17 protein-coding genes and 5 pseudogenes are annotated in these 22,287 nt (G+C 67.5%); 8 read left to right on the top strand and 14 right to left on the bottom strand.

The genetic code is table 11. The features are described from left to right. Positions 1 to 68: 68 nt before the first annotated feature. Positions 69 to 827 (bottom strand): alpha/beta hydrolase, encoded by a 759-nt coding sequence (locus tag AB0E77_RS33200; RefSeq protein WP_361578396.1) that lies wholly within the window; start codon positions 825 to 827, stop codon positions 69 to 71. Between the two features lie 37 nt (positions 828 to 864). On the opposite strand from AB0E77_RS33200, the gene AB0E77_RS33195 reads away from it, so the two are divergent. After that, positions 865 to 1,476, top strand: coding sequence for a TetR/AcrR family transcriptional regulator (locus AB0E77_RS33195; protein WP_361578393.1), 612 nt, complete (start codon positions 865 to 867; stop codon positions 1,474 to 1,476). 615 nt (positions 1,477 to 2,091) lie between these two features. On the opposite strand, the gene AB0E77_RS33190 is transcribed toward AB0E77_RS33195, so the two are convergent. Then, positions 2,092 to 2,739 carry a helix-turn-helix domain-containing protein gene (locus AB0E77_RS33190; RefSeq protein WP_361578390.1) on the bottom strand — a complete coding sequence of 216 codons (648 nt, stop codon included), beginning with the start codon at positions 2,737 to 2,739 and terminating at the stop codon, positions 2,092 to 2,094. Positions 2,740 to 2,954: 215 nt separating this feature from the next. On the opposite strand from AB0E77_RS33190, the gene AB0E77_RS33185 reads away from it, so the two are divergent. Together AB0E77_RS33185 and AB0E77_RS33180 are read left to right on the top strand one after the other, a co-directional pair. Beyond that, positions 2,955 to 4,418 (top strand): MFS transporter, encoded by a 1,464-nt coding sequence (locus AB0E77_RS33185; protein WP_361578387.1) that lies wholly within the window; start codon positions 2,955 to 2,957, stop codon positions 4,416 to 4,418. Between the two features lie 104 nt (positions 4,419 to 4,522). Continuing rightward, positions 4,523 to 4,767 (top strand): annotated as a pseudogene (locus AB0E77_RS33180) (hypothetical protein); the annotation flags it as partial. 417 nt (positions 4,768 to 5,184) lie between these two features. Here AB0E77_RS33180 and AB0E77_RS33175 read toward each other — a convergent pair. Then, positions 5,185 to 5,379: pseudogene (locus AB0E77_RS33175) on the bottom strand (fumarylacetoacetate hydrolase family protein); the annotation flags it as partial. Positions 5,380 to 5,614: 235 nt separating this feature from the next. On the opposite strand from AB0E77_RS33175, the pseudogene AB0E77_RS33170 reads away from it, so the two are divergent. Both AB0E77_RS33170 and AB0E77_RS33165 read left to right on the top strand, forming a co-directional pair. After that, positions 5,615 to 6,466 (top strand): annotated as a pseudogene (locus tag AB0E77_RS33170) (DUF899 family protein). A 275-nt stretch (positions 6,467 to 6,741) separates the two neighbouring features. Further along, positions 6,742 to 7,584: a phosphotransferase gene (locus tag AB0E77_RS33165; RefSeq protein WP_361578384.1), complete on the top strand. Its 843-nt coding sequence runs from the start codon at positions 6,742 to 6,744 to the stop codon at positions 7,582 to 7,584. A gap of 92 nt (positions 7,585 to 7,676) precedes the next feature. Here AB0E77_RS33165 and AB0E77_RS33160 read toward each other — a convergent pair. The 3 genes and pseudogenes from AB0E77_RS33160 to AB0E77_RS33150 form a co-directional block, all read right to left on the bottom strand. After that, positions 7,677 to 7,721: pseudogene (locus AB0E77_RS33160) on the bottom strand (hypothetical protein); the annotation flags it as partial. Between the two features lie 477 nt (positions 7,722 to 8,198). After that, on the bottom strand, positions 8,199 to 9,620 hold the full coding sequence (locus tag AB0E77_RS33155; protein ID WP_361578381.1) for a TerD family protein: 1,422 nt from the start codon (positions 9,618 to 9,620) through the stop codon (positions 8,199 to 8,201). Between the two features lie 636 nt (positions 9,621 to 10,256). Continuing rightward, a complete protein-coding gene (locus AB0E77_RS33150; protein WP_361578378.1) occupies positions 10,257 to 10,727 on the bottom strand; it encodes a hypothetical protein in 471 nt (156 codons plus the stop codon). A gap of 304 nt (positions 10,728 to 11,031) precedes the next feature. Between AB0E77_RS33150 and AB0E77_RS33145 the strand changes: the two genes are divergently transcribed. After that, on the top strand, positions 11,032 to 11,931 hold the full coding sequence (locus AB0E77_RS33145) for a restriction endonuclease (RefSeq protein ID WP_361578375.1): 900 nt from the start codon (positions 11,032 to 11,034) through the stop codon (positions 11,929 to 11,931). Between the two features lie 133 nt (positions 11,932 to 12,064). Here AB0E77_RS33145 and AB0E77_RS33140 read toward each other — a convergent pair whose 3' ends face one another. From AB0E77_RS33140 to AB0E77_RS33130, 3 genes are all read right to left on the bottom strand, one after another. Next, on the bottom strand, positions 12,065 to 12,493 hold the full coding sequence (locus AB0E77_RS33140; protein ID WP_361578372.1) for a hypothetical protein: 429 nt from the start codon (positions 12,491 to 12,493) through the stop codon (positions 12,065 to 12,067). Between the two features lie 35 nt (positions 12,494 to 12,528). Next, positions 12,529 to 12,963, bottom strand: a complete 435-nt coding sequence (locus AB0E77_RS33135) for a hypothetical protein (protein WP_361578369.1) — start codon at positions 12,961 to 12,963, stop codon at positions 12,529 to 12,531. Between the two features lie 242 nt (positions 12,964 to 13,205). Next, the gene (locus AB0E77_RS33130) at positions 13,206 to 13,790 is read right to left on the bottom strand and encodes a hypothetical protein (protein WP_361578366.1); all 585 of its coding nucleotides are present in this window, start codon (positions 13,788 to 13,790) and stop codon (positions 13,206 to 13,208) included. Between the two features lie 586 nt (positions 13,791 to 14,376). Between AB0E77_RS33130 and AB0E77_RS33125 the strand changes: the two genes are divergently transcribed. Next, entirely contained in the window at positions 14,377 to 14,940 is a 564-nt protein-coding gene (locus tag AB0E77_RS33125; protein ID WP_361578363.1) for a pyridoxamine 5'-phosphate oxidase family protein, read from the top strand. Between the two features lie 36 nt (positions 14,941 to 14,976). Here AB0E77_RS33125 and AB0E77_RS33120 read toward each other — a convergent pair. Beyond that, positions 14,977 to 15,748, bottom strand: a pseudogene (locus AB0E77_RS33120) (transposase). 103 nt (positions 15,749 to 15,851) lie between these two features. Between AB0E77_RS33120 and AB0E77_RS33115 the strand changes: the two are divergent. Beyond that, positions 15,852 to 16,052 (top strand): DUF2191 domain-containing protein, encoded by a 201-nt coding sequence (locus tag AB0E77_RS33115; protein ID WP_356935954.1) that lies wholly within the window; start codon positions 15,852 to 15,854, stop codon positions 16,050 to 16,052. A gap of 1,902 nt (positions 16,053 to 17,954) precedes the next feature. On the opposite strand, the gene AB0E77_RS33110 is transcribed toward AB0E77_RS33115, so the two are convergent. From AB0E77_RS33110 to AB0E77_RS33095, 4 genes are all read right to left on the bottom strand, one after another. Continuing rightward, positions 17,955 to 18,278, bottom strand: a complete 324-nt coding sequence (locus AB0E77_RS33110) for a hypothetical protein (protein ID WP_361578361.1) — start codon at positions 18,276 to 18,278, stop codon at positions 17,955 to 17,957. 982 nt (positions 18,279 to 19,260) lie between these two features. Continuing rightward, a complete protein-coding gene (locus AB0E77_RS33105) occupies positions 19,261 to 20,019 on the bottom strand; it encodes a hypothetical protein (protein ID WP_361578358.1) in 759 nt (252 codons plus the stop codon). A 274-nt stretch (positions 20,020 to 20,293) separates the two neighbouring features. Beyond that, complete coding sequence (locus AB0E77_RS33100) at positions 20,294 to 21,136, bottom strand: S8/S53 family peptidase (RefSeq protein WP_361578355.1); 843 nt, start codon at positions 21,134 to 21,136, stop codon at positions 20,294 to 20,296. A gap of 605 nt (positions 21,137 to 21,741) precedes the next feature. After that, complete coding sequence (locus AB0E77_RS33095) at positions 21,742 to 22,239, bottom strand: hypothetical protein (RefSeq protein ID WP_361578399.1); 498 nt, start codon at positions 22,237 to 22,239, stop codon at positions 21,742 to 21,744. Positions 22,240 to 22,287: the final 48 nt, after the last annotated feature.

Below are 22,287 nucleotides of genomic sequence, written 5' to 3'. Positions count from 1 at the left end.
AACGACCACTCGCGATTCGTCAGATCCCCCCGACCCATGACCGAACCAACGAGCGACCAGTCAGAAGGTCACATGATCCGCCGGACAGAACCTAGGTGGCCCTGGCCGGGCAGTTCGTGGACCGTGGCGGCGGGGACACGCCGGCGGACGTCGTCGAAGGCCGTTCCGTAGGGAGCGGTGCCCCGGTTCGCGCCGCCGATGATCAGATCGACGTGGTCCGCCCGCCGGGCCAGGACGTCCGGCAGTGGTTCGTTCACGGCCAGCGTCTCGTCGTACAGTGGCGCGCTCAGGCGGCGCAGGGTCTCCCACACCTCGCGGTCCGCCCGCAGGGCCTCCACCCGTGCCGGGTCCAGGCCGGTGATCTTCCGGTTGACGATGTCGACGGTCGCGTCCCAGTCCTCGTTCTCCCGCGCGGCCTTGAGGTCGGGCAGGGCGTGCCGGCCGAAGGGGCGCATCACGGGCTCATAGGCGATCAGCCTGCGCAGGGGGCGCTCGTCGGCGGCGAGCAGCGCGATCAGTCCCCCGTAGCTCCAGCCGAAGACCGCCGACGTGCCGGGGAAGACGTCGAGGACGGCGCCCAGGTCCTCGACCTCCGTCCGCAGCGAGTAGCTGTCGGTCAGCGGCCCCGAGGGCGCGCGCCCACGGCGGTTGACGACCAAGACGGAGGGCCAGGTGCTGAGGGCCGAGGCGACGTGACGCCACGCGTGCGCGTCGCTCATGACGCCCGGGAGGACGACGAGGCCCGGTGCGCCGGGGTCGCCGTGCACGTCGACCGTGACCCAGCTGCCACCGCCGACCGGCACTCTTTTCTGAATCGCTTGCTCCATAAATCCATTATTGGAGCAAGCGCTCTACAATGCAAGGGTGGAACGACGACAGCGGGGGCGCCCCCGTGCCTTCGACAGGGACCACGTGATCCTCGAGTCCGCCCGTCTGTTCTGGCGAGGCGGCTATTCGGGCACCTCGACGCGCGCCCTGACCGCCGCTGTCGGCCTGTCGACATCGAGCCTCTACGCCGCGTTCGGCAGCAAGGCCGGGCTGTTCGAGGAGGCCGTGCGAACTTACGCCGAGCGCTATCGCGAGATCTACGCGCGGGCCGTCGAGGAAGGGGACGTCCACGCCGTCGTCGAGCGCGTCCTCGTCGAGTCGGTCGACGAGTTCAGCCGGCCGAGCGACACCCATCCGGGCTGCCTCCTCAGCAGCGCCGTGATGACGGACAGCACGAGCACGCTCGACGCGAGCGACTACTTCGCCGAACTCCAGACCTCGAACGAACGGACCCTGCGGGAGCGCGTCGACCGCGCGATCCGGGACGGCGACCTGGCCGAGGACACCGACCCGGCGGCCCTCACCGGACTCGTCCAGTCCATCTGGCACGGACTGTCCGTACGCGCCCGGCTCGGCGTGCCCCGCGAGGACCTGCTCGCCACGGTACGGCTCGCCCACGGCCTGATCCGCGAGCAGTTCACCCCGTGAGCGCCCGACGACGGATTGCGGGACGGCGCGGCGCCACCGTGGAGGTCGGGGGTCGTCGTTGATGCGGTGGGTGCCTTCCTCTGCTGCGCGGCCACTCGTGCGCGATCCGGCGGGCGACCTCTGATCGGTCCCGCTCGACCGCCCGCCGCTCGGGCCTTGCGGGCTCCGTCCGGGCCGGCCGGTCAGCAGCCGCCGGACCGAGGCCCTCGACAACACCGCCCCGGTTGTCCGGGTGACGACCACGCCGACTCGTTCCGGCAGCATGCAGACGGTGCCCGGCGCGGAGGCCGGGCGAGGGTGCTCCCACTCGGCGAACTCCGCCCGGCCGCGGACGTCGTCTCCGGGGCCTGGTGCCGCGCGTCCGCCGTGCGAGGAACCGGGCGTCCTCAGGGGCCGCCGGGATGGCACGGGCCCCGATGCCCTCGATACGGACGGACGCCGGGCCGCCGACGTCCGGCGCGGCCGGCGGCGGTCGAGCAGGCGGTCCCTCCGTTCCCGCCTCGGAGGGCGGCATGGGCGACGGTGTCGTTCCCCAGATCTAGCTCCCCGCCGCATGGAACACTCGAGTGCTCCTCCGAGGCCGCCTTGGACCCTGGAGGAGCTCAGGGGCATTGGTCAGGTTCCGGCTTGGAGGCGCAGGCCCGCCAGTGTCAGGTCCAGGGCGGCTAGGAACTGCTCCCGGTCGTCGTGTCCGGCGAACTCGTCGGCGATCTGCCGTACGAACGGGAACTCCTCGGCGTCGAGTGACCGCCAGGTCTCGGCGAAGCGGCCGAGGTACTCCTCGCGGTCCACCTCACCGTCGAGCAGCTCCTGGGGGATCTCCGCACCCAGGTCCGCGGCCGTGCCGACCACGACGCCCGTGATCGCCGAGACGGCGTGGAACCGCTGGCGCGGAGTGAGGTCGAGGCGCAGGGTCTGCCGGCCGAGTCGCTCGTACAGCCGCAGCGAGTTGCCCTGGACGTCGGTGTTGCGCATGAAGTACGCCGACAGCCATGGCCGGTCCACGATCGCGTCGAACAGCGTGACGGCCATCGCGCGGAGGTCGGCGATGGGGTCGTCGCTGTCCGGGCGCTCCTCCACGGCGGTCAGCACCCCGCCGATCGCGTGGTCGGTGGCCCGGTCGAGGAGCTCGTCCTTGTTCTGGACGTACCAGTAGATCGTCCCGACGCCCGTGCCGAGCCGGGCGGCGAGGGCGCGGAACGTCAGGGCGGAGCCACCGGCCTCGTCGAGCACGGCCACGGCTGCGTCGAGGACGGCCTCCATCGAGTGCGAAGCGCGTCGACGCCCCCGGGGAGACCTCTCGGCGGCGGCGGAGCGTACGCGGGGCGGTGGCGGTGTCATGGCGTCCATCCAAGCACAGTTGCCTTCCTATCGAACGAGGTTCTATGGTAGAACAACGTTCCAGTATCGAACATTGTTCTATAAACGAACGTCGTTCCGTGCTTGCCATCGTTCGGCGTTCAGAAAGGAGGCCGGTCATGACCGCCACCACTACCGGCACCGGGCCCGTTTCGACCCGGACCTACGGATCCCTGCGGGCGGCGTGGATCCCGCTGGCCGCGCTCTGCCTGGCCTTCTTCGTCGAGATGGTCGACAACACGCTGCTCTCGATCGCGCTCCCCACCATCGGCCGCGACCTCGGCGGCGGCACGACCGCCCTGCAATGGGTCACCGGCGCCTACTCGCTGACGTTCGGCGGCCTGCTGCTCACGGCGGGCTCCCTGGCCGACCGCCTCGGGCGCCGACGCGTCCTGCTCGTCGGCCTCGCCGCTTTCGGCCTGTTGAGCCTGACCGTCATAGCCGTCGGCTCCACCACGCAGCTCATCGCCTTGCGGGCCGGCCTCGGCATCGCGGCCGCGGCCATGGCCCCCATCACCAACTCGCTCGTCTTCCGCCTGTTCGACGACCAGGCGCTGCGGATGCGCGCGATGACCCTCATGATCGTCGTCGGCATGTCCGGGTTCCTCCTCGGCCCGCTGCTCGGCGGCACCGCGCTCGCCCACGTGAGCTGGCAGTGGCTCCTGCTGGTCAACGCGCCGATCGCCCTGATCGCGGCCATCGGTGTTCGGCTCGGCGTCGCGCCCGACCGGCCCCAGGACCTCACCGGCGACAAGCTCGACCTGCCCGGCGCCGTCCTGAGCGTGCTCACCATCGGCCTGGCCTGCTACGCGCTGACCAGCGGCGTCGAACACGGCTGGTTCTCCGGGGCCACGCTCGCCTCGTCCCTGGGCGCCGTGGCCGCGGGCTTCACGTTCGTACGGCATGAGCGCCGTGGCAAGGCCCCCATGCTGGACCTCACGATCTTCTCGAACGGCACCGTGCGCGGCGCGGCCCTCGCGCAGATCGGTACGTCCGTCGCGATGGCCGGTGTGATGTTCGGGCTGATCCTCCACTTCCAGTACGCCTACGGATGGAGTCCCGTGCGGGCCGGCCTGGCGAACCTGCCGCTCATCGTCACCATGATCGCGGCGACCCCGCTCTCGGAGTGGCTCGCCAAGAGGTTCGGACACCGCGTCGCCTGCCTCGTCGGCGCGGTCTGCCTGTCCGTGGCGCTGGCCGGCCTCGCCTGGGGCGTCGGCCACGGATACGCCGCCATCGCGGTCTGCATGGTCGTGATGACCATCGGGCTGCGCACGGTCATGACCATCTGCGCCGTCGCCCTGGTGGAGGCCATGCCGGCCAACCGCACCTCGATCGGCACTGCGCTCAACGACACCGCCCAGGAGGTCGGCACCAGCGTCGGCACCGCAGTCGTCGGCACCCTGATCGCCGCACTGGTCACCACCCGGCTGCCCGCGGGCGTCTGGAGCAGCGGCCTCGTGCAGTCCTTCTTCCACGGCGAGCGCATCACCTACAGCGTGCTCGCCGTGGTCGTCGGTCTGATCGCGGCGGGCGGCGCGCTCACCCTCACCGACTCGCACTCCACCGAAGACCCGGCTTGAGGCACTGAGGCAGGGGAGCGCTGAACCAACAGCCGAACCACCAAGGAGCGGGCCCGGCCGTCCCAGCCGTGCCTGACGCCCTGGTTGCCCCTCTCTCCCGGACGCTGCCCGGCAGGCCCGAGGCGGACCGGTGCCGACTCCCGTCTCCTGGCGTTACAGCAGGACGACCCAGGGGAGCGGGTGGCCGCGCGCAGCTACGGTCAGGCGTCGTTGGCTGGTCTCCTGATGATTTCGTCCACCCGTCCCGGTTCCGCTGCCGGGCGGTGGTCATCACCTGCGGCCGATCCGGGAGGCCGGCATCCCCCTGGACTACCCGGCTGTGATGGGTTCACGCGAGCGGTTGTGGACCCGCCCTACTCGTCGAAGCCAGAATCGAGCGCACGCTGTCATAGCCGGTGACGAGCTCGTCGAGGACGTCGTCGGCGGGGGCTCGATTCACGGTTCCGGTCCGGGCCATACGCCGATGTAGGTCCCGCCGTCGCGGAGCGGGGAGAGGGCCGTGTACCCGAGCAGCGGCGTCGCTGACGCTGTCGAGGCGGCCGAGGGGAGGGGTGCGTCGCGGGGCGGGAAGTGGTCGGCGCCCCGGGTGTGCAGGAACTGCTCGTCGCGGGCGGCGGCGAGAGCGGAGCTCGGCGGCGAGTTCGGCCCGTTCCTGCTCGCGGGTGACGTCCAGGCGCCGGCAGCCTGGCGCTTCGGTGGCGTCGGTGGCGATGACGCGGGCGCCCTCCCGGGTATGGGCCTCGGCCTCGGCGGCGCCCTGTCCGCGTGCGGCGCCGGTGACGACGGTGTTGGTGAGCGTGCCGAGTCCCTCGACGGTGAGGGTCACGGAGTCGCCGGTCTTCAGTGGCGGTGGGGTACGCTCGCCGCTCCGCGAGGCAGCCGCCGTTGCCGCAGGTGCCGGAGCCGAGGACGTCACCGGGGACGACGCGGGTGCCGCGGGAGCGTAGGCGGTCATCTCCTCGAGGCGGATGGCCGACGCGCCAGGGGGCTCTCCTCCCGTGCAGCGGGCCTCGCCCCCGTGACGGCGCCCAGTCCCCTCGCCACCAGGCTCGGCACAGCACTGGGCAACGCGCCGGTCGTCGGCATGTTCGGAGACGATGGAGCCAGGTCGGACGTGCATGTCGGCGTTCCCGACCGGACACCACGACGTGGGGGAGTGACCGGCAGTCGTAACGACGCGATCCCAGGAGATGCTGATGTCCGAGAACCCGAGCAAGACGCAACCGCCGGTCGTCGACCGCGCAACCTTCGAGCAGCAGTTGGACGGCCTGCGGGCGAGGGAGAAGGCCCACACCCGCGAAGGCGACGCGATCGCCGCGGCGCGCCGCAGGCTCCCGATGGTCGAGGTGGCCGCGGACAGCCCGTTGCTGGGGCCGGAGGGCCCCGTGACGCTCCTGGACGCGTTCGAAGGGCGACGTCAGATGATCGCCTACTACTTCATGTGGTGGCCCGGCCGGCCGGCCGCTGAGCAGTGCGAAGGCTGCACCTGGGTGATGAGCCACGTGGGCGAGCTGGCCTAACTGCACTCGCGCGACATCACCTTCGCCGTGTTCTGTCAGGGGCGGAACACGGCCTACGGCTTCGGGGACGCGCAGACGTCGTACGAGGAGAGCCTTCGCTACCGCACCTTCATGGGCTGGGAAATGCCGTGGTACTCCGCCCAGCCGTCACTCGAGTCGCTCCTGGTCGGCCGGGAGCTCGGCCTGTTCCACCTGGTGTGCTACCTGCGCGACGGCGACCGTGTCTTCGAGACGTACTGGACCAAGCGCCGCGGGGCCGAGGTCGTGGACTACAGCTACGCGCTCATGGACCTTACGGTCTTCGGGCGTCAGGAGGACTGGGAGGACTCACCGGCAGGCTGGCCGCGCCTCGGGCAGGCCACGCGCACTCTGGGCGGGGCTCCCGACTGGCCGCCGTTGCGGGAGTGGCCGGGTGGACGTCCCACAGCACAGTGGCCGCGCGTCGACACCGACCACTCCGATGACCTGGGCACCACCGGCACCGGCACCGGCACGGGCTCCTCGACCGAGTCCGGTCACTGCCACTGACCGCGCGACGTGTGATCGGGTAGCAGCGGCCTCCTCGTCGGGTCAGGGGCGCCAGGTGAGCGCCGGTGATCGCGCCACCGCTCTGACCGAACCGAGGAAAGGGGCGACTCGATCGGGCTCGTCGTCCGGGGACGCGCCCCATTGCCGTGGCCGGGTTCCGTCAGCAAGTGGGCGTCGGTGACCGAGCAGACCGACGAAACCCGGTCATGACCGACGATGCGCTCAACTACGCTCGACCCCGGTCCCTTCACGGGCCGGCAACGAGGGAGGACGGCATGGAGCCGCTGGGACTTCGTCGCGCGGTTGAGGCAGGTCGGGCAACCGCTTTGGAGCTGGGCTTTCATGTCGACGACGTGATCGTCATTCACGACTCGGACCGCGTCGTGCTGCGCCTGGTCCCGTGCGGTGTTCTGGCTCGGGTCGCACCTTCGGAACATCTGGCCGCTTCTGAGTTCGAAGTAGAGGTTGCTCGCCGTCTCGCCGACGTCGACGCTCCGGTGGCCGAGCTTGAGCCTCGAGTCGAGCCCCGAGTCCATGTGCGCGATGCCTTCGCCGTCTCGCTCTGGACCTACTACGAGCCTGTGGGATCACAGATCGCGCCGGCCGACTACGCAGACGCACTCAGGCGGCACCACGCCGCTCTGCGCCAGATCGATCTGGGCGCACCGCATTTCACCGATCGAGTCGCTGGGGCGTTGAGCGAGGTGGCCGGCCGCGAGCAGTCCCCTGCGCTGTCCGATTCCGACCGGGAATTCCTCATCAACGTGCTCAGTGGCCTCAGCGCCGCAGTCAGCAGCGGGAAGGCCGGCGATCAGCTGCTGCACGGCGAGCCGCATCCGGGCAACCTGCTGAACACGAAGAAAGGACCGCTTTTCGTAGACCTCGCAACGTGCTGCCGTGGGCCGATCGAATTCGACCTCGCCCATGCCCCCGACGACGTGGAAGAGCACTATGCGGGTGCCGACCTCGACCTGATTCACCGGTGCCGCGCCCTGAGCTGGGCGATGTTCTCGGCCTGGCGCTGGCGCCGGAACGACCACATGCCCGACCGCGACCACTGGAGAGTGGAGGGACTCAACCGGGTTCGTGCTGCACTCGATCGCTGCGAACCGGGCTGAACCCGAGTCCGATGAGCCCGGTCGAGGACCGGGCGGCATGCGGCGGCGAGCCGGGCCGCGGTCCGCCGCCCGCGCCAGCTGCCTTCGAAGAGGATGGTGAGTTCGGCGTCGGTAACAGCCCTCGCATCAACGGCCAGGTGCCGAACGAACGGCTCGTACCCCTTCGTGCTGCATGCGAAGTACCGCTGCGCCGAGCTTCAGGTACCGGCGCGCGGGGAGGCAAGAGCGGTGATACAGGGCTTGTATCTCGGTGCCGTAGCGGATCACCACACCATCCTCGCGACGAGCATCGAGCATCGAGCATCGAGCATCGAGCATCGAGCTGAGGGCGTGGGGCGGAGTGGGGGTGTGAGGATTCCGTGTCAGAGCGTGCGCTGAAAGGCCTGCTCACCAGTGGCAAGGGGCCCATCGTCCCTGTCACAGGCCAGCGTTGCAGTCGCTGCGAGCTTCGGTGGGCGTGATTGTCGGTACGCCGAGTGGCTTCCTTCGTGCCATCGGGACGCCGGCTGACGGGATCGGCCTTCGCTCTGGCCGATCTGGCCTCAACCCGCGCGGAGGCGGAAGGGGGCAGCGTCCGGGCGCTGCCCCCGTGGGGCCTGTCCGATCAGCGCCGCTCAGCGCCTCGCTCGGCGTAGCCAGCGCAGTGCCCCGCGGGGATCGGGCAGCTTCGCCGGGCCGTCGGCGTCCTGACCGCCGCTGTGGGGCTGCACGTCCTTCAGCCGCGCGTCCCAGGGGCCGTCCGCCGCGGACAGATAGACGAGGAGCGGACCCTCGGGCAGTGGCAAGGTCTCCCTGCGCGCGCCGATCTCGCTGACGACGGACCCTCCGGGCTTCGGAAGCGCGGTGGGGTCCGTGTGCCCCGCCAGTCTGTAGAGGTGGCCGATGAAATTGCTGTCGCCCTTGTAGTGGAAGGTGACGTCGGCCGTACCTCCGGTGTGCAGCAGGACGTCGGGGCCCCAGCTCTCCAGGCGGTCCTTCGACAGGCGTCGGGCCTGCGCCAGCGGCAGAATCCGAACCTGCCAGGAGCCGCTCGCCTCCAGCCGCAGGCGCAGCCGCCCGTGCTCGGGGACGGAGGTGATCACCCGTCCCCGGAAGTCCTTCTCCGTGGTGCTGACGAGATAGCGCCCCTTCGCGTTGGCGTCGTCGAGGGGCCAAAGACCCGTGTAGCCGTCGCCCTTCAGGGTCAGTTCGACCATGACGGGGCCGTGCGGGAGATCCTTCACGGTGAGCACGTCGTTGTCCCGGCCGGTGACGGTGCGCGGCCTGAAGACGGGCCCGCACGTCCAGGCCGACGGGTCGGGTTTCGGCACGGGCGGGGAGGACGCCGTCGGGGGCGCCTGGTCCGGTGCCTCGGCCCTGGCCTGCTTCTGGGCCAGAGCCAGGGCCCGGATCTGCTCCGGGGTCATGTCCAGGATCTGATCCCGGGTGAGGCGCACGCCCTGAGCCGGGGGCTCGGCCGGGGCGGCGGGCGGCGCCTGGGCCGGGGCGGCCGGGGCGGGAGGGGCGGGCGCCGGGATCCGTTCCGGGACCTCCTGCGGATCCTCGGCCACGTCCACCCCGTGGTCCACCGCAAGGCCCGTCAGCCCGTCCACGTACCCCTGGCCGACCGCACGGAACTTCCAGCCGCCGGACCGGCGGTACAGCTCCGCGAGGACCATCGCCGTCTCGCCGCCCGCGTCGGTCACCTCGTACCCCACGACCGTCGCGCCGTCCGGCCCGAGGACCTCCACGGACAGCCCGCGCACGTCCCGCAGCGCGCCCTCCTCCGTCGACGCGACGACGAGGACGCGGGTGATCTCCTCCTCGACCGAGGTGAGGCCTGTCTCCAGCCACACCGTGCCGTCCTCGCCGGCGAACAGCCGTACCGCGCCCGACGGGTGCGCCGGAGCGCCGTCGAACACGATGTCGGAGTCCCCCCGGACCCTGCCCTGTTCCGTCACGAGCAGCGCCGCGACGTCGACGCCGTTCCGGACGGCGACGCGCAGTGCCGCAGTCGGGACGAAGGCGTTGTCTCCCTTGATCAATCCCCTGAGCATGAACGGATCTTGCGCATGACGGAGGGACATACGCAAGGCCCCACCAGGGGCCTTGCGAAGGGGAACGACATGAATCTCCGTAGAGATTCCCCGGCGCCGCCGGACATGAAGGCTTCTCGCGTCTCCGGGCAGGAGCCGATGCCGGACCGGAATCGTGAGTTCGCAGGATGAGGCGGCGGTCCTGAGTGTCCGTTCCCCTCCGAGGCGCCCGGCCGGTTCGTGTCGCGGGCGGTCACGGGAGGGTCGGCATCGGGCAACGCGCGCTGTGCGCGGTGCCAGGCTCGGCGGGTGCGGCCGAGCGCGTGATCGGTGCGGGCTGGGCGTAGCGGGCGACCTGGTTACCCCCGGGCACGGCGCGGGTCAGTGTGTCCGAGGACGTGGTGGGAGTTGCGGCGGGCAGCGTCAGATGCGAAAGGAGCCCGTCCCGACGAGCGGAGCATGACCGGCCCGCATGCACCGTGTTACGGCACGAGACGGGCACTCGTACGGAGCGGCCCCGATCTCTCCCTCTCACGTCTTGTCGTCCGACCCTGGGCCCATCGAGTGGGCCCACTCGATGGGCCCAGGACGGGGTGCGGGCAGGTCGGGAGACCTGTAGGACTCCCCGTCACCTGGCCCGGGGTCACATGGAAGAGCTTATTGTTTCGTCATCCGGGCACAGGTGCCGACGCCACCGGTGGAGGGGTTCCAGTTGCAGGTGAAGAAGTGCACGTCCTTGACATCCCCCCACGTCTCGCTGACCGTGGTCCGGTCCGGCCATGTCCCGCTCGGGCCGTTGTAGCCGATGATCTCTTCGTGGTACTCCCACCCCATGCTCCCTGAGGCCCTCGCGATGCATCGCTGGTACGTCACCTTGAGCGCCGCCCCATACGTGTCGAACCGCCTCACGTCCGCGATCGACCCGTTGAAGCTGGCCTGGTAACTGGCGTAGTCGCACGCTCCACCGGGCTGGGAGTAGCGATACACGCCCTCGCCGTGGCTAGCGCCGTTCGCGCTGTACGCGGCCACGCTGTAGGTGACCGCGTGGGCCGGTTGCGATCCGAAGAACACGAGCGCGCAGGCCGCAGCTCCTGCAGCGACGTTCGTTGCTGCCTTGAGTGGCTTCATGGCGTCTCCCCCTGCTGATTCCGCTGGCTGACGTTTCCGCGGGGAGTCTCATGTCGTCGGACCGTCGTCACAAGGGTTTGTCGGTGTCCCGGACACCTCGGTCCTGTCCGGGCTGCTCAGGGGCAGGTCTGGTATTCGTTCGGACGGGCGCGGAAACCGGCCTATGCGCCCCTGCCCGCCGAGGCGGTCACTGCGCCCGAGGTGTTCCTTGTTTCCTGCATGTGCCCGCAGGGGTCCGCGCAGCCAGAGACCGAAGGTCCGGGCGGCCGGTGAGCTCTGAGTGGCATCGGCGATACTTCCTGGCGTGACACGTGAAACCACCCAGATGGTCAGGGAGCCGGAACCTCCGGCCAGACGCCAGATCCAGTCCTGGCAGGAGGCCGAGCACAATGCGGCGACCTGGATGCGCTACTGGGGGTATGAGGACGCCCGCGCCCAGCCAGGCGGTAGCGACGGCGGGGTCGACGTACGGTCGCGGCGAGCGCTGGGACAGGTCAAGTACCAGGCGTCTGCGGTGGGCAGGCCCGAACTTCAGCGCCTGTTCGGGGCCCGTGGCCAGGCATTGGACAAGGACCTGTTGTTCTTCACCGGCAGCAGCTACGCCGCCACCGCGATCGAGTACGCCGCCGAGAACGGCATAGCGCTGTTCGTCTACGGCCTGGGCGGGACCATGACCGCGGTCAACGCCCCGGCCCGCCTCATCATCACGGCGGTGGCACCGAACCCAGCACCGGCACCGGCGATATCCCTGGCGAAACCAGTACCAGCGACACCGGCAAGAGTGCAGACGTCTGCACCGGCCCCCGGCCCTGCACGGGAAAAGCGGCCGGGAACCGGCAGGATCGTGCTGGGCCTCGTCCTGACCGCCGTTGCGCTGTTCATTCCAGGGAGCGAGAGTTTCGACCCCCGCCCGAACCGCGCTTCGGTGACACTGCTGATGGGCGTCGTCCCCGTGGTCCTGATCGTCTCGGGTATCAGGGAGAAGTCCCGCCGGCGCTACTGGCCGACCGGCCTGGCACTGTTCCTTGTGGACCTGCCGACCGCCCGGCTCACCAACGCGCGGCTGTGGCGCGGAAACATGACGGACGACCTGGTGCCCGCGACATTCACCGTGTTGTGCCTGATGACCGCTGCCCTGCTGCTTCGCTGGAACGCCCGTCCCACTGACCAACGGCGCGGTGAGATGACACCTCCGCGAAGGTGAGCATCCGCTGAGAGGATACGGAGGTGGGTCGGCGAGGCCGAGGTCGACACCGGCCGGCGTCGCCGGGGTGCCCTGCAGAGTCAGCAGCGGAGATCAGGCTCGGCCACCGTGCTCCCGCGCCGCAACGGCCGGGTCAGGGCTCGTACACGAACCAGGGTGTCCAGACGGAGTCCTCTTGCTGGGCGTAGATCACCGTGCCCCCTGCGGTGGCGGCGTAGACCCGGTGATATCCGGTGGGCCGCTTCTCCGTACCGACCATGGCCCAGGCCTTCCCGTCGCTCACCCGAACGGGACCGTTGCTGCCGGCCGAGATGCGGTAGACGTAGTTGTTCGGCGGGCTGATGAAGAAGACTTCGTCCCTGATGCCGTCACCCGTCCAGTCCGCGTTGACGTATGCGTTGTCACGGCAGACCACGGGGACCACGTGGCCCCACGCGGTGATCTGGCAGGACGGGGCTTGTGGAGACTCCGCGACGCGGGTCGCCGCCTGGGTCGTGGTCGCGGTCATGAGGACGGCGCCGAGGACGCCGCTCATCATCAGCGCCAGTGTGCGTCTGCGCATGTGTGCCTCCGATGGGTGAGCCGTGCGAGCGGTGATCACGCGCCCCAGAACGGGTTGATGACCCACCTGGTGAACCAGCTCTGCGTCGGAGCCTGCGACCCGTAGATCTGGACGCGGGCATATGCCAGCGTCTCGCCGTCCTGGAAGTAGGTGAGGAACACGTTCCGCCACTCGTAACAGGCCTTGTCGCCGATCGGTACGCGGAAGACCGAGGGCGCGACCCGGATCTTTCCGTTGACATAACCCTGAAGCACCGCTGTCGCCTGGTTCTTGTCGGCCGGCGTCGCGTCGCACAGTTGCAGGGTGATGTCTTCGAGGCGGTGGACGTTCACCCATTGGCCGCTCCAGTCGACCCTGATTCCGTCCCCGTTCCCGGACGGGAACTGCGTGGCGGCCGAGGCGGTACCGGACAGGGCCGTGGTCGACGCACACACCATTCCGGCGATGACGGCGACGAACTTGAATGACAACCTCTTCACCTTCACGACACCGAACTCCTTGCGCGGTAGGTGGTGCGCGATCCGTGACTGAGCGCTGAGCAGGCTAGCAGTCCCGCGTTCTCCTGGGGGAGAGACGCGTCAAGGTCATGGCGATGAGCAACGATGGGGCGAGTGCCGCCCTGGGCGGACGTCGGCAAGCTGCTGCGTGACGGCAACGGGCCGGCCCTGGCCGGGAAGAGGGTGTTCATCGAAGAGGCCCCCGAGCAGAGGCGTCACTCCGGGGACCGTGGAGTTGCGGTGAAGTCGTACTTCGTTGACGCGCTCCTGCCATCGTCCAGATCAACTTGAACCCGCAATTGGTACGGTCCGGGAAGCATTGGTTTCCGGCCCAGGAATATGGTGTCTACGCCACAGTATTGAATGACGCCCTGCTCGAACAGCTCAGGTCCCGAGTAGAGCTGCCAAGCCAGATGGCAGCCTCCCGTCTGCTCCGTTCCGTCCGGAGTGTAGACCGCGTTCTCAACAGCGACACAGAAGACCGATACCTCTTCGCACGAGAACACCTTCCCCTTTCCCGCCCAATAGGCCGATTCCACCCTCAGATTGATCGCGAGGCTTCCCGGCGGGGACACGTGAGGAGCGGTGCTCGACATGAAGGGCGTGGGCGTCTGCGGCCCGGACTCCACTGCGGCACCAGCCGTCGGAGTCCTTCCGGCGGCCGGAGTGTCACTGCTGTTGTGGAACCAGCCGAACAGTGCGAAGAGTGACGGCACCCCGATCAACGCCAAAATGCCACCCACGGTGGCTATGCGGCCGGCAATGGACCAAAAGGGCGTTTCGCCTCCCTGGTTGCTCATATCACAGTATCCCACCCGTGCGACCAGGGCGGCCCTGAGGCGACGTCACGACATCATCACACCGCCGGGCTGGCAACACTCGCCGTGGCCCTGCCGAATCCACGCAACCTGTGGTGCCTTCCGGCGTCCCGCAGAAGGACCGCTGGTGGCCTGGAGCAGGATGGACCACTTGACGTCCCTCATGGTGACGGGGCTGCCGACCGGGCGAACTGCACCCTGACGAACTTCGTACCGCTGGCGCGGCGGCTGTCGGCGAGGGGGCCCACCGCGCTCGTGCCGGACGTGCCGGGCAACGCGCGGTCAGGGCCGCCCTACGTCAACGGAGGAGGGGGAAACCGGCGTGGTGATTCGTTCTCGTCCTGGGCATCCTGGTCGCGCCCACCGCTTTCGGTCAGGATGCGGGAACGTTGTCGGGGAACCGGTCTCCGGCATCAACGACTCCGGCCCCCGACACCCAGGGAGCCGTCCGGCCGGAGATGCAAGCAGCGCACGGTGATCTCGACCGGGTGAATGGCGGTTGCGTACTCCGCGAGCAGAGTGTCCTGCTTGTGTTGTTCCGATACGAGGAGGGCGAAAGGAGTCCGGCATGACCGCGAAACAGCCCAGGACCGAGCTCGACGCTCGCTACAGCTCCGCGCTCAACCCGCGCCCGGGCGCGAAGGACGTCACCGCCACCGACTGGGCCGAGGCCGAGCACCGGCTGCGGACCGCCGAGGTCTTCTGGATCACCACGGTGCGACCGGATGGCCGACTGCACGTCACGCCGCTGATTGCCGCCTGGCACGAAGGGGCGCTGTACTTCAGCACCGGGTCGGGAGAGCAGAAGGCGAAGAACCTGGCCGGTAATTCCCACTGCGCACTCACCACAGGTCACAACTCACTCTCCGAGGGCCTCGACATCGTGATCGAGGGCACAGCCGAGCAGGTGACGGATCCCGCGCGGCAGGACGAGGTCATTGCCGCGTTCGAGGCGCAGTACAGGGATCACATCACCTCCCCGGAGGGGATCTTCCACGGCTTCGGCGACAGTATCCGTAAGGGCAACGACCTGCTGTTCGCGGTGGTACCCGGCACGGCGTACGGCTTCGGGCACGACGGCCAGACTTTCAGCCACACCCGCTACACCTTCTTAGGGCTGTCCCGTAAATGATCTATGGCATGCCGGTTGACCAGCGTCATGTCTTGGTCATCCGGTCACGGTGAGGTTGTGCAGGCGAGCTATGCCGAGCATCGCGTGATGGACGCCGTCGCCTTTGAGGCGGCAGTCACGCAGGATTTTCCAGGTCTTCATTCGGGCGAATGTGTGCTCGACACGGGCGCGGACCTTGCGGTGGGAAGCGATGTGCTCCTCCTTCCAGGCCGGGAGTTCGGCCTGGCCGGGCTCGCGGCGGTGCGGGATGACCAGGCCTGTGCCCCGGTAGCCGCCGTCCGCGATCACTGTCGTCCTGCCGATGGCGTCTTTCGCACCGGACAGTTCCCACGCCTTGCAGTCGTTGCGGTTGCCGGGCACGGGCCGGCCGACAGCGACGACGAGCCGGGTATCGGCGTCGATGACGACCTGATGATTGGTCGAATACCGGTAGTTCTTCGACTGCTCGGCGACGGTGTGGTCACGCGTAGGCACGAGGGTTCCGTCCACGATCAGCACGCTGTCCCCTGCGGAACCGTTTGCGGGGCTGTAGCGCCAGCAACGGCCCAAGGTGGTCGACGACGCGGTCGGCGGCCGACTTCGAGATGCCGAACAGCGGGGCGAGCTGCCGCAAGGTCAGGTTCGTGCGCCAGTACGCGGCGACCAGTAGAACCCTGTCCTCCAGCGGCAGGCTCCATGGCCGGCCCTTGCGGACCGGGTCCGCGCCCTCACGCCGCAGCGTGGTGATCAGCCTGCCGAACTGACGCGGGCTCAGCCCAGTGAACGGGGCTATCCAGGACGGCCCCGACGCCGTGATCACACCAGCCACGGCAAGATCATCCCACTCGGGGCCTCGCTGAGATCGAATCTTGAGCGCATGCTACGGAACGATGAGCAGCTAAAGTGCGGCTGCGACGCGATGAGGGGGCACGGTGGCCAAGGTCAATATCAGTCTCGACGCCGAACTCGTAGTGGAAGTGATGGTCCTGGCGGGGATCGGCTCGCCCCAGGACGCGATCGAGGCGATCGTGCGGGACTACATCGCCCGTGGCCACCGCACGGAGGCCCGCACCGAGCTCAAGGACCAAAGTCTGCGCGAGCTCGACGTCAAGCCGCAGGAGCCGCAAGGCTGAGCAGCCTGCCGCGTGCCGCCGCTCGAACCGCCAGGCGACGCATCCAAGAGTCCGCTGGCACAGACGACGAACGGTAGTTACGGGACAGCCCTTAGTGCTGCATCAGGCGAGGTCTGCCCCGTCCTGCCGGACGGAGCAGTGGCAGGTGGCTGTTGGACGGGGCAGCGTCGTCTCGCGGGATGCATTCCCGTCTGCGCTTCGAGAACCCTCCCGCACTGAGACGTTGGAGCGGGCTCCGCGTGACTGCTCGGCGGAAGGCGAATCGGCGGGAAATACCGGCACGTGCGGCGGAGTGTCAGCCACGCCCGCACGGGGTCTGTGCAGCGGTGTCGCGCGGTCGTGCACGTCCGACGGTGCGTTCAGAGCCTGCGGCCGAATGGCCCTGGGCGGCAAGTGCTGCAGGCCAGGCGTCCCATGCGGTGGCGGACAGTGCTGCGAGGGAGAGCATGGTGGTTCCGACATCAACGGGTCTGCTTCCGGCCGGAGAACGTGACCAAGCGGTTGAGTGTTTCAGCGCGTCGCTCACAGCCGCTGCATGGTCGTAGTCTCGCGCTATAGGTGACCTTTTTGACTACGTCCCCCAGACCGATCTCGTCGTCGACGAATGCGGGCAGTCGGACCCGCACCGGCTTATGACTTGCTCCGTGTCGACTAGCTCTGTCATCAGCCACATCCTCCACCTCCTCGTACGCACTCCTGCTTCGGCCGATCGTCCCCGTCACGTAAACCGTTCCTACCTGCACAAAGAGCTGTCTGAGGGTCTAGGTGCAGCGCATGGCTCCTGAAGTGTCGTCGAATTTCGCCTTTTGCCCCTGGGGGCAGCATTTTCCCTTGTCGCAGTGCTTGCCCGGGGGGGCAGTCTGTGTTCTGCCTGCAGCAGTCGCCGAGTTGGCAGCAGGCCTCTTCCAGGCAGATATGGCCGGGCGGGCAGCATTGCTCCACGATGTAGGGTTCGGGGTCGCCTTCGATGCCAGGGGGAGGCCACACCTTTACTCTGCAGGCAACCTGACCCTGAGGGCAGCAGCCTGTCGTTGGTGTGTACCGATCTGCGGGGCAGCAGCTTCCGTTCGGCGTGCACTGCTCTCCCTCGCAGCATTGTCCGCCACCGCATGGGACGCCTGGCCTGCAGCACTTGCCGCCCAGGCATTTCTCCTCGGGGGAGCAACACCGTTCGCCGCAGACACGCTCGGGAGTACAGACCACTCCGCCTGTGCACGAGATTCCTGCGCCTGGCGTGTAACACACGTCGCCGCAGCACTCCTGGCCGGGCGGACAGCACTTGCCGTGGCAGCACGCACGTTCAGGTGAGCAGCACGTGCCCTCACAGCATGTGTCGCCAGGCTGACAACAGTTGATGACCGAGCGCAGGGAGGGATATTCGTAGCCTTGGCAACAGGTGGTCCCGTAGGGGCAGCAGCGGCGTTGAGGGCCGTGAAGGCAAAGTTCTCCCAAGCAGGGAGGAGGGCCGGTGCAGTGCTGTCGGCACATCGATGCGCATTCGTAACGATCCCACCCCTCTAGACGGCAGTTCCGCATGCAGTCGCTGTAACAACTGTCCGCCGGCGTGATGTTTCGGCCGGAACGCACCCTGCGGGGTGCTGACCGGTACACGTTGCTGGAACAGTACAAAGAAGCCTCTGCCGTGGCGGTCGGCACTAGCATGGCAAGCGACCTCCTCGTGCCGGCCACCCATCGTGAACGGATACCGGCGTGGTCGCCGAGAGGGGGATAACTTAGTACTCTGTGGCGTCGCCTGCCTGCGCGTCAGGAAGGAATCTGACAGGCGTACTCCCGCCACGCAGGGAGTCTCCTGGCTGATGGGCCACTGCAACGTGCGGGCTGATCTCGGATTAAGAGACGTTTCTCAGTCGGGTGCTCCCTGCGCGGCACGCGCCCAATGGATCACGAACTGACCTCATAGAAGACGTCGTAGTACGATCCGTCTCCGGTCAGGACTTCTGCCTGCTCCCCGGTTCCTGCCTGGCTCTTATGGGCCCAGAAGGCCCCCAGGAAATCGTCGGGACTCGGCGCATCGTCGGCATCCCAGACGGAGACCTTTACTTTCGTTCCGAAGGACTGCGACACGTCGATGTCCTCCGAGTCGTCATCTCCCATCTCTGCTTCGCCCCAAACCCTGATACCGTCCACCTTTATGTAGACGTCGTCGTCGCCGGGTCCCGAGGTGGTGCGATGGCACCTTATCTTGTTGAGTGTGAGGGTGGCCATTTTTCTTCCTTTCTCTCGTGACGGTGGGCTGTTGAGGGTCTAGGCGCAGCGCATGGCTCCTGAAGTGTCGTCGAATTTCGCCTTTTGCCCCTGGGGGCAGCATTTTCCCTTGTCGCAGTGCTTGCCCGGGGGGCAGTCTGTGTTCTGCCTGCAGCAGTCGCCGAGTTGGCAGCAGGCCTCTTCCAGGCAGATATGACCGGGCGGGCAGCATTGCTCCACGATGTAGGGTTCGGGGTCGCCTTCGATGCCAGGGGGAGGCCACACCTTTACTCTGCAGGCAACCTGACCCTGAGGGCAGCAGCCTGTCGTTGGTGTGTACCGATCTGCGGGGCAGCAGCTTCCGTTCGGCGTGCACTGCTCTCCCTCGCAGCATTGTCCGCCACCGCATGGGACGCCTGGCCTGCAGCACTTGCCGCCCAGGCATTTCTCCTCGGGGGAGCAACACCGTTCGCCGCAGACACGCTCGGGAGTACAGACGACCCCGCCTGTGCACGAGATTCCTGCGCCTGGCGTGTAACACACGCCATCGCAGCACTCCTGGCCGGGCGGACAACACTTGTTCGGACCGAACCCGCTCGGAGCGCAACACTTATGGCCGGGCTCGCAACATTTACCCTCCCCGCAGCACTCCCTCCCGGGCGGACAGCAGCCGATGACCGAGCGCGCTGATGGATACTCGTAGCCGTAGCAGCAGGTGGTGCCGTAGGGGCAGCAGCGGCGCTGCCCGAAGTTCCAGATGCACAATTCTCCGTTACAGGGAGGAGGTCCGTCAGCGCATTTCAGCTCGCAGAATTGTTTGCATTCGTAGCTCGTGAACTCGTAGGGACAGTCACCTATGCAGTCGTTGTAGCAGCTGTCGGCCAGTGTGACATCAGGGCCATCACGTGGCAGGTTGGGAGCAGATCGGTATGCGCCGTTCGTCTGGTAGAGAGAGGCCTGTGCAGTGGCCGTCGGGGCTGGCATGGCAACCGACGTCCTTTCGCTATCGGTCGTAGTACGGAGACAGCTTCGTGACGAGGAAAGGAAATTCCTCCGTAACGTCGACACGGACGAAGTACTTCTCTGTCACGTCGGTTGACCGGTCGGTATAGGAGAACACCACGTCTTGAATGCTCCTGCTGCCATTGAGTCGCGACGGCCGCGTCTCAATGGCTGTGAGGGAACGCCCTGAGGCGAAGGCATGGGCGGTATTGGTGTAGATCTGCGCGTATCGGACCGAGCAATAGTTGAGGGCACGGTGCTCATCGGACGAGCCCGCGTTGTCGGTGATCTGCATCACCCGGTCGAAGAGCTCGCGGGAAGCTGACCGGAACGACTCTTCGTCAAGATCTTCTGGTTTGGGTAGACGCGCGACGAGGGAGTCCGTGTCGAAGGCGTATATCTGGTCGAACGCCACCAGCGGAAGCATGAGACCGTTGCAGATGTCGGGCGGGGCGATGGGGCCTCGTAGGCCTACTACTACGTGGAGATCACTTGCCTGCGGCGACGGGCCGATCGCGTCCACGAGCAGGTCGTAGTCTGACGGATCACGTGGACGCAGGATGTAGGAATCGATCCCCTGGATGACGAGCACATAGCACAGGTGCCGGGCAAGATAGCGGCTCTGGGCGTCCGACAGGACGGCGTGCAGGGCCTGCCTATCCGTCAAGTTGACCGTCTCGGCGCGGCCGGTGGCCTGGGCGAATTCCTTTTCTATTCCGAGGCTGGGAATGCGGGGCTCAAGCCGGCCCACTGCATACACGAACGGCGGGTACGGCTCCGAAGGACGGCTGGGGCCGTCAGCTGCGGGGACCGCCCGACCACAGCCACCGCACCCGCAAGGCGCCTTGTCGTGCGGCTGCTGGGATCCGGTGGTGGCGACTGGTGACGCAAGGCTTACGCCAGGGGAGGACACCTCGGCAGAGGGGACCATCCCACTGCTCGTCACGCGCTCGACTGACGGGTCGGAAGCGACGGTGGGCGACGTTGCCGCGGATACCGTGGGGTCTTCCATGAGCTCATTCCTTCTTCCTTGATCAATGCGATTGAGGCTGCTGTCCGTTGCGTGATGCGAGCAATGATTCAAATGCAATCCGGGCGTTCATCAGCGGAGGTACGACCGATGTGCGACGCGACGGCACTCCTTTCATCGCGGAGATCAATTCCTCAGGTGAGGTTTTCGGAAGCTCGGACAGGATGAGGGCGATCGCACCAGTGACGACGGCAGCAGCCGCGCTGGTCCCGCCGAATGGCCGGAGCCCCCCGTATGCGCCCAGGCTCATCAGTCCGTCCGCCATCACGCCGACGCCCCGTAGTCCGATGGACCGTCCAATATTCGACATTCGCCCGGGCCGACCCTGGAGGTCGTAAGCAACGACTGGGAGAACTGACCGGTGGCGGGTGACAACCGTGCTGCCGATGGTCCCCTCGTTGCCCGCCGCAGCCACCACGATCACATCGTGAGCGGCCACGTAGTCCAGCGCATCCTGCACGGCGCGTACTTCCTCGTGTGTACCCGTTGCCAGAGAGAGGCTGATGTTGACGATGCGTACACCGGAGTTCGCGAGGTCGAGGAGTGCGTCAGTCAGTTCCATCCACGTGGCTGTACCAGCAGAACGCGCTGCTGGAGAACCGAAGACGGAGCGCGTGACGAGCGTGATTCCCGGGCACATCCCCAGGGCACCTGATTGGTGCCCAGCCACCAGGACGCCTGCGACGGAGGTGGCGTGCAAGGCAGCGACATCATCTGCCTCCCGGTTGGCCACATCCTTTGCACTGGACCATTCAATCTTTGATGTGGAAAGCCCCGGATGGTCGACTATCACCGGGCCGTCTGCAAGTCCTACCCGGAGGTCCGTCGCACCTGACGTTCTCGCCATGAGACAGGCGACAGAATCTAGAGGTAGGGGAAACTCGGGAGGCATCTGAAATCACAACCCCACCACCAGCCAATGGCCCCCTACTTATTCAAGAATACCCATCGACGGCTGCGACCGCACACCCAGTCACGGTCGCAAAAGATCGTCCTTCCTTTCACTCAGCAGATGACCCGTCGCCGATCGCCACAGAGGACATCCTTGCGCAGAGCTTCGACGTGGTTGGCTGGCTCTGATGAGGTAAGCAACGAATGCACACCGAGGAGGGCGGCCCTGCGGATCTCCGGACCGCGTATCTCCGGACCGCGGTGCGTGAGGAAGGGCTGGATGGCGTGATCGAGGGTGGGTCGAAGGACGCGCAGGAAGAATCCAGGCTCCTCAGTCAAGAATCGCGGCAACGAACGACCTGCAGGGGGTCGTAGCACTGTAGAGGGTGTGCTGATGCGTGATGGCCTGTCGCCGGTCGTCGAGAGCAGCACCCTGTTTGTCCGCGTCGTCGGGAAGTTGTCGAAAGGACAGAGGCGCCGGCGGAGCAACGTAGGCAGCAGGCCGCAGTGGCAGTCTTGCTGTCTGTTGTCCGCTCACGGTGTCGACTGCAGTGGCGGCTGTCAGGGGCTGCCGGGGCCGGCTGCTGCCACGGCCTCCGCCGCCACCCGCCGCAGTGCACGGCTGGTAATCCAGCGGTTCTTCCCGCCGCTCAGGTACGTCGCGGCACGACCCACCCATTGCGAGTCACTGAGGAGATGCAACTTTCCCTCAGTGGTGAGTTGCCGCAGCAGGTACTCCAACCGGAGTGCGTCCACCGCCCGGTACGGGCGCGTGTGCTGGTCGAAGCGCAACTGGTGGTCCTCGTACGGGTGACGCAGTGTCGTGTGCATCCAGCCGCCGTCGCGGGTGGCGACCATCCCCCTCGGCGTGTAGAGGCCTCTGCTGTTCGTGTTCCAGGAGTGCTTGCCCCAGGTGATCCAGATGCCATCCATGATCCTGCACCACGGGATCAAGTGCCCCTCGGCATCCGGCTTGTGCTGATAGAACCCGTCCGGGCGGAACTCCACCCAGTGAGCCCTTTTCAACCTGACGCCTTGGTCCGGTAGTTGGGCTGACAACGTGGTGAAGCCCCTGGTAGATGGGTTTTCGACCAAGAGAACCGTCTC

Origin of the sequence: Streptomyces sp. NPDC032940, from assembly GCF_040636935.1 — a bacterium.
Taxonomy (GTDB): domain Bacteria; phylum Actinomycetota; class Actinomycetes; order Streptomycetales; family Streptomycetaceae; genus Streptomyces.
Note: the sequence above shows the minus strand (reverse complement) of the source record. Positions and strands in the feature narration are given on the sequence as shown.

Excerpts from the sequence above, each read along its gene's own strand:
- AB0E77_RS33200 (WP_361578396.1), bottom strand. The coding sequence starts at position 827 with ATGGAGCAAGCGATTCAGAAAAGAGTGCCGGTCGGCGGTGGCAGCTGG.
- AB0E77_RS33190 (WP_361578390.1), bottom strand. The coding sequence starts at position 2,739 with ATGGAGGCCGTCCTCGACGCAGCCGTGGCCGTGCTCGACGAGGCCGGT.
- AB0E77_RS33185 (WP_361578387.1), top strand. The coding sequence starts at position 2,955 with ATGACCGCCACCACTACCGGCACCGGGCCCGTTTCGACCCGGACCTAC.
- AB0E77_RS33165 (WP_361578384.1), top strand. The coding sequence starts at position 6,742 with ATGGAGCCGCTGGGACTTCGTCGCGCGGTTGAGGCAGGTCGGGCAACC.
- AB0E77_RS33155 (WP_361578381.1), bottom strand. The coding sequence starts at position 9,620 with ATGCTCAGGGGATTGATCAAGGGAGACAACGCCTTCGTCCCGACTGCG.
- AB0E77_RS33150 (WP_361578378.1), bottom strand. The coding sequence starts at position 10,727 with ATGAAGCCACTCAAGGCAGCAACGAACGTCGCTGCAGGAGCTGCGGCC.
- AB0E77_RS33140 (WP_361578372.1), bottom strand. The coding sequence starts at position 12,493 with ATGCGCAGACGCACACTGGCGCTGATGATGAGCGGCGTCCTCGGCGCC.
- AB0E77_RS33130 (WP_361578366.1), bottom strand. The coding sequence starts at position 13,790 with ATGAGCAACCAGGGAGGCGAAACGCCCTTTTGGTCCATTGCCGGCCGC.
- AB0E77_RS33125 (WP_361578363.1), top strand. The coding sequence starts at position 14,377 with ATGACCGCGAAACAGCCCAGGACCGAGCTCGACGCTCGCTACAGCTCC.
- AB0E77_RS33110 (WP_361578361.1), bottom strand. The coding sequence starts at position 18,278 with ATGGCCACCCTCACACTCAACAAGATAAGGTGCCATCGCACCACCTCG.
- AB0E77_RS33100 (WP_361578355.1), bottom strand. The coding sequence starts at position 21,136 with ATGGCGAGAACGTCAGGTGCGACGGACCTCCGGGTAGGACTTGCAGAC.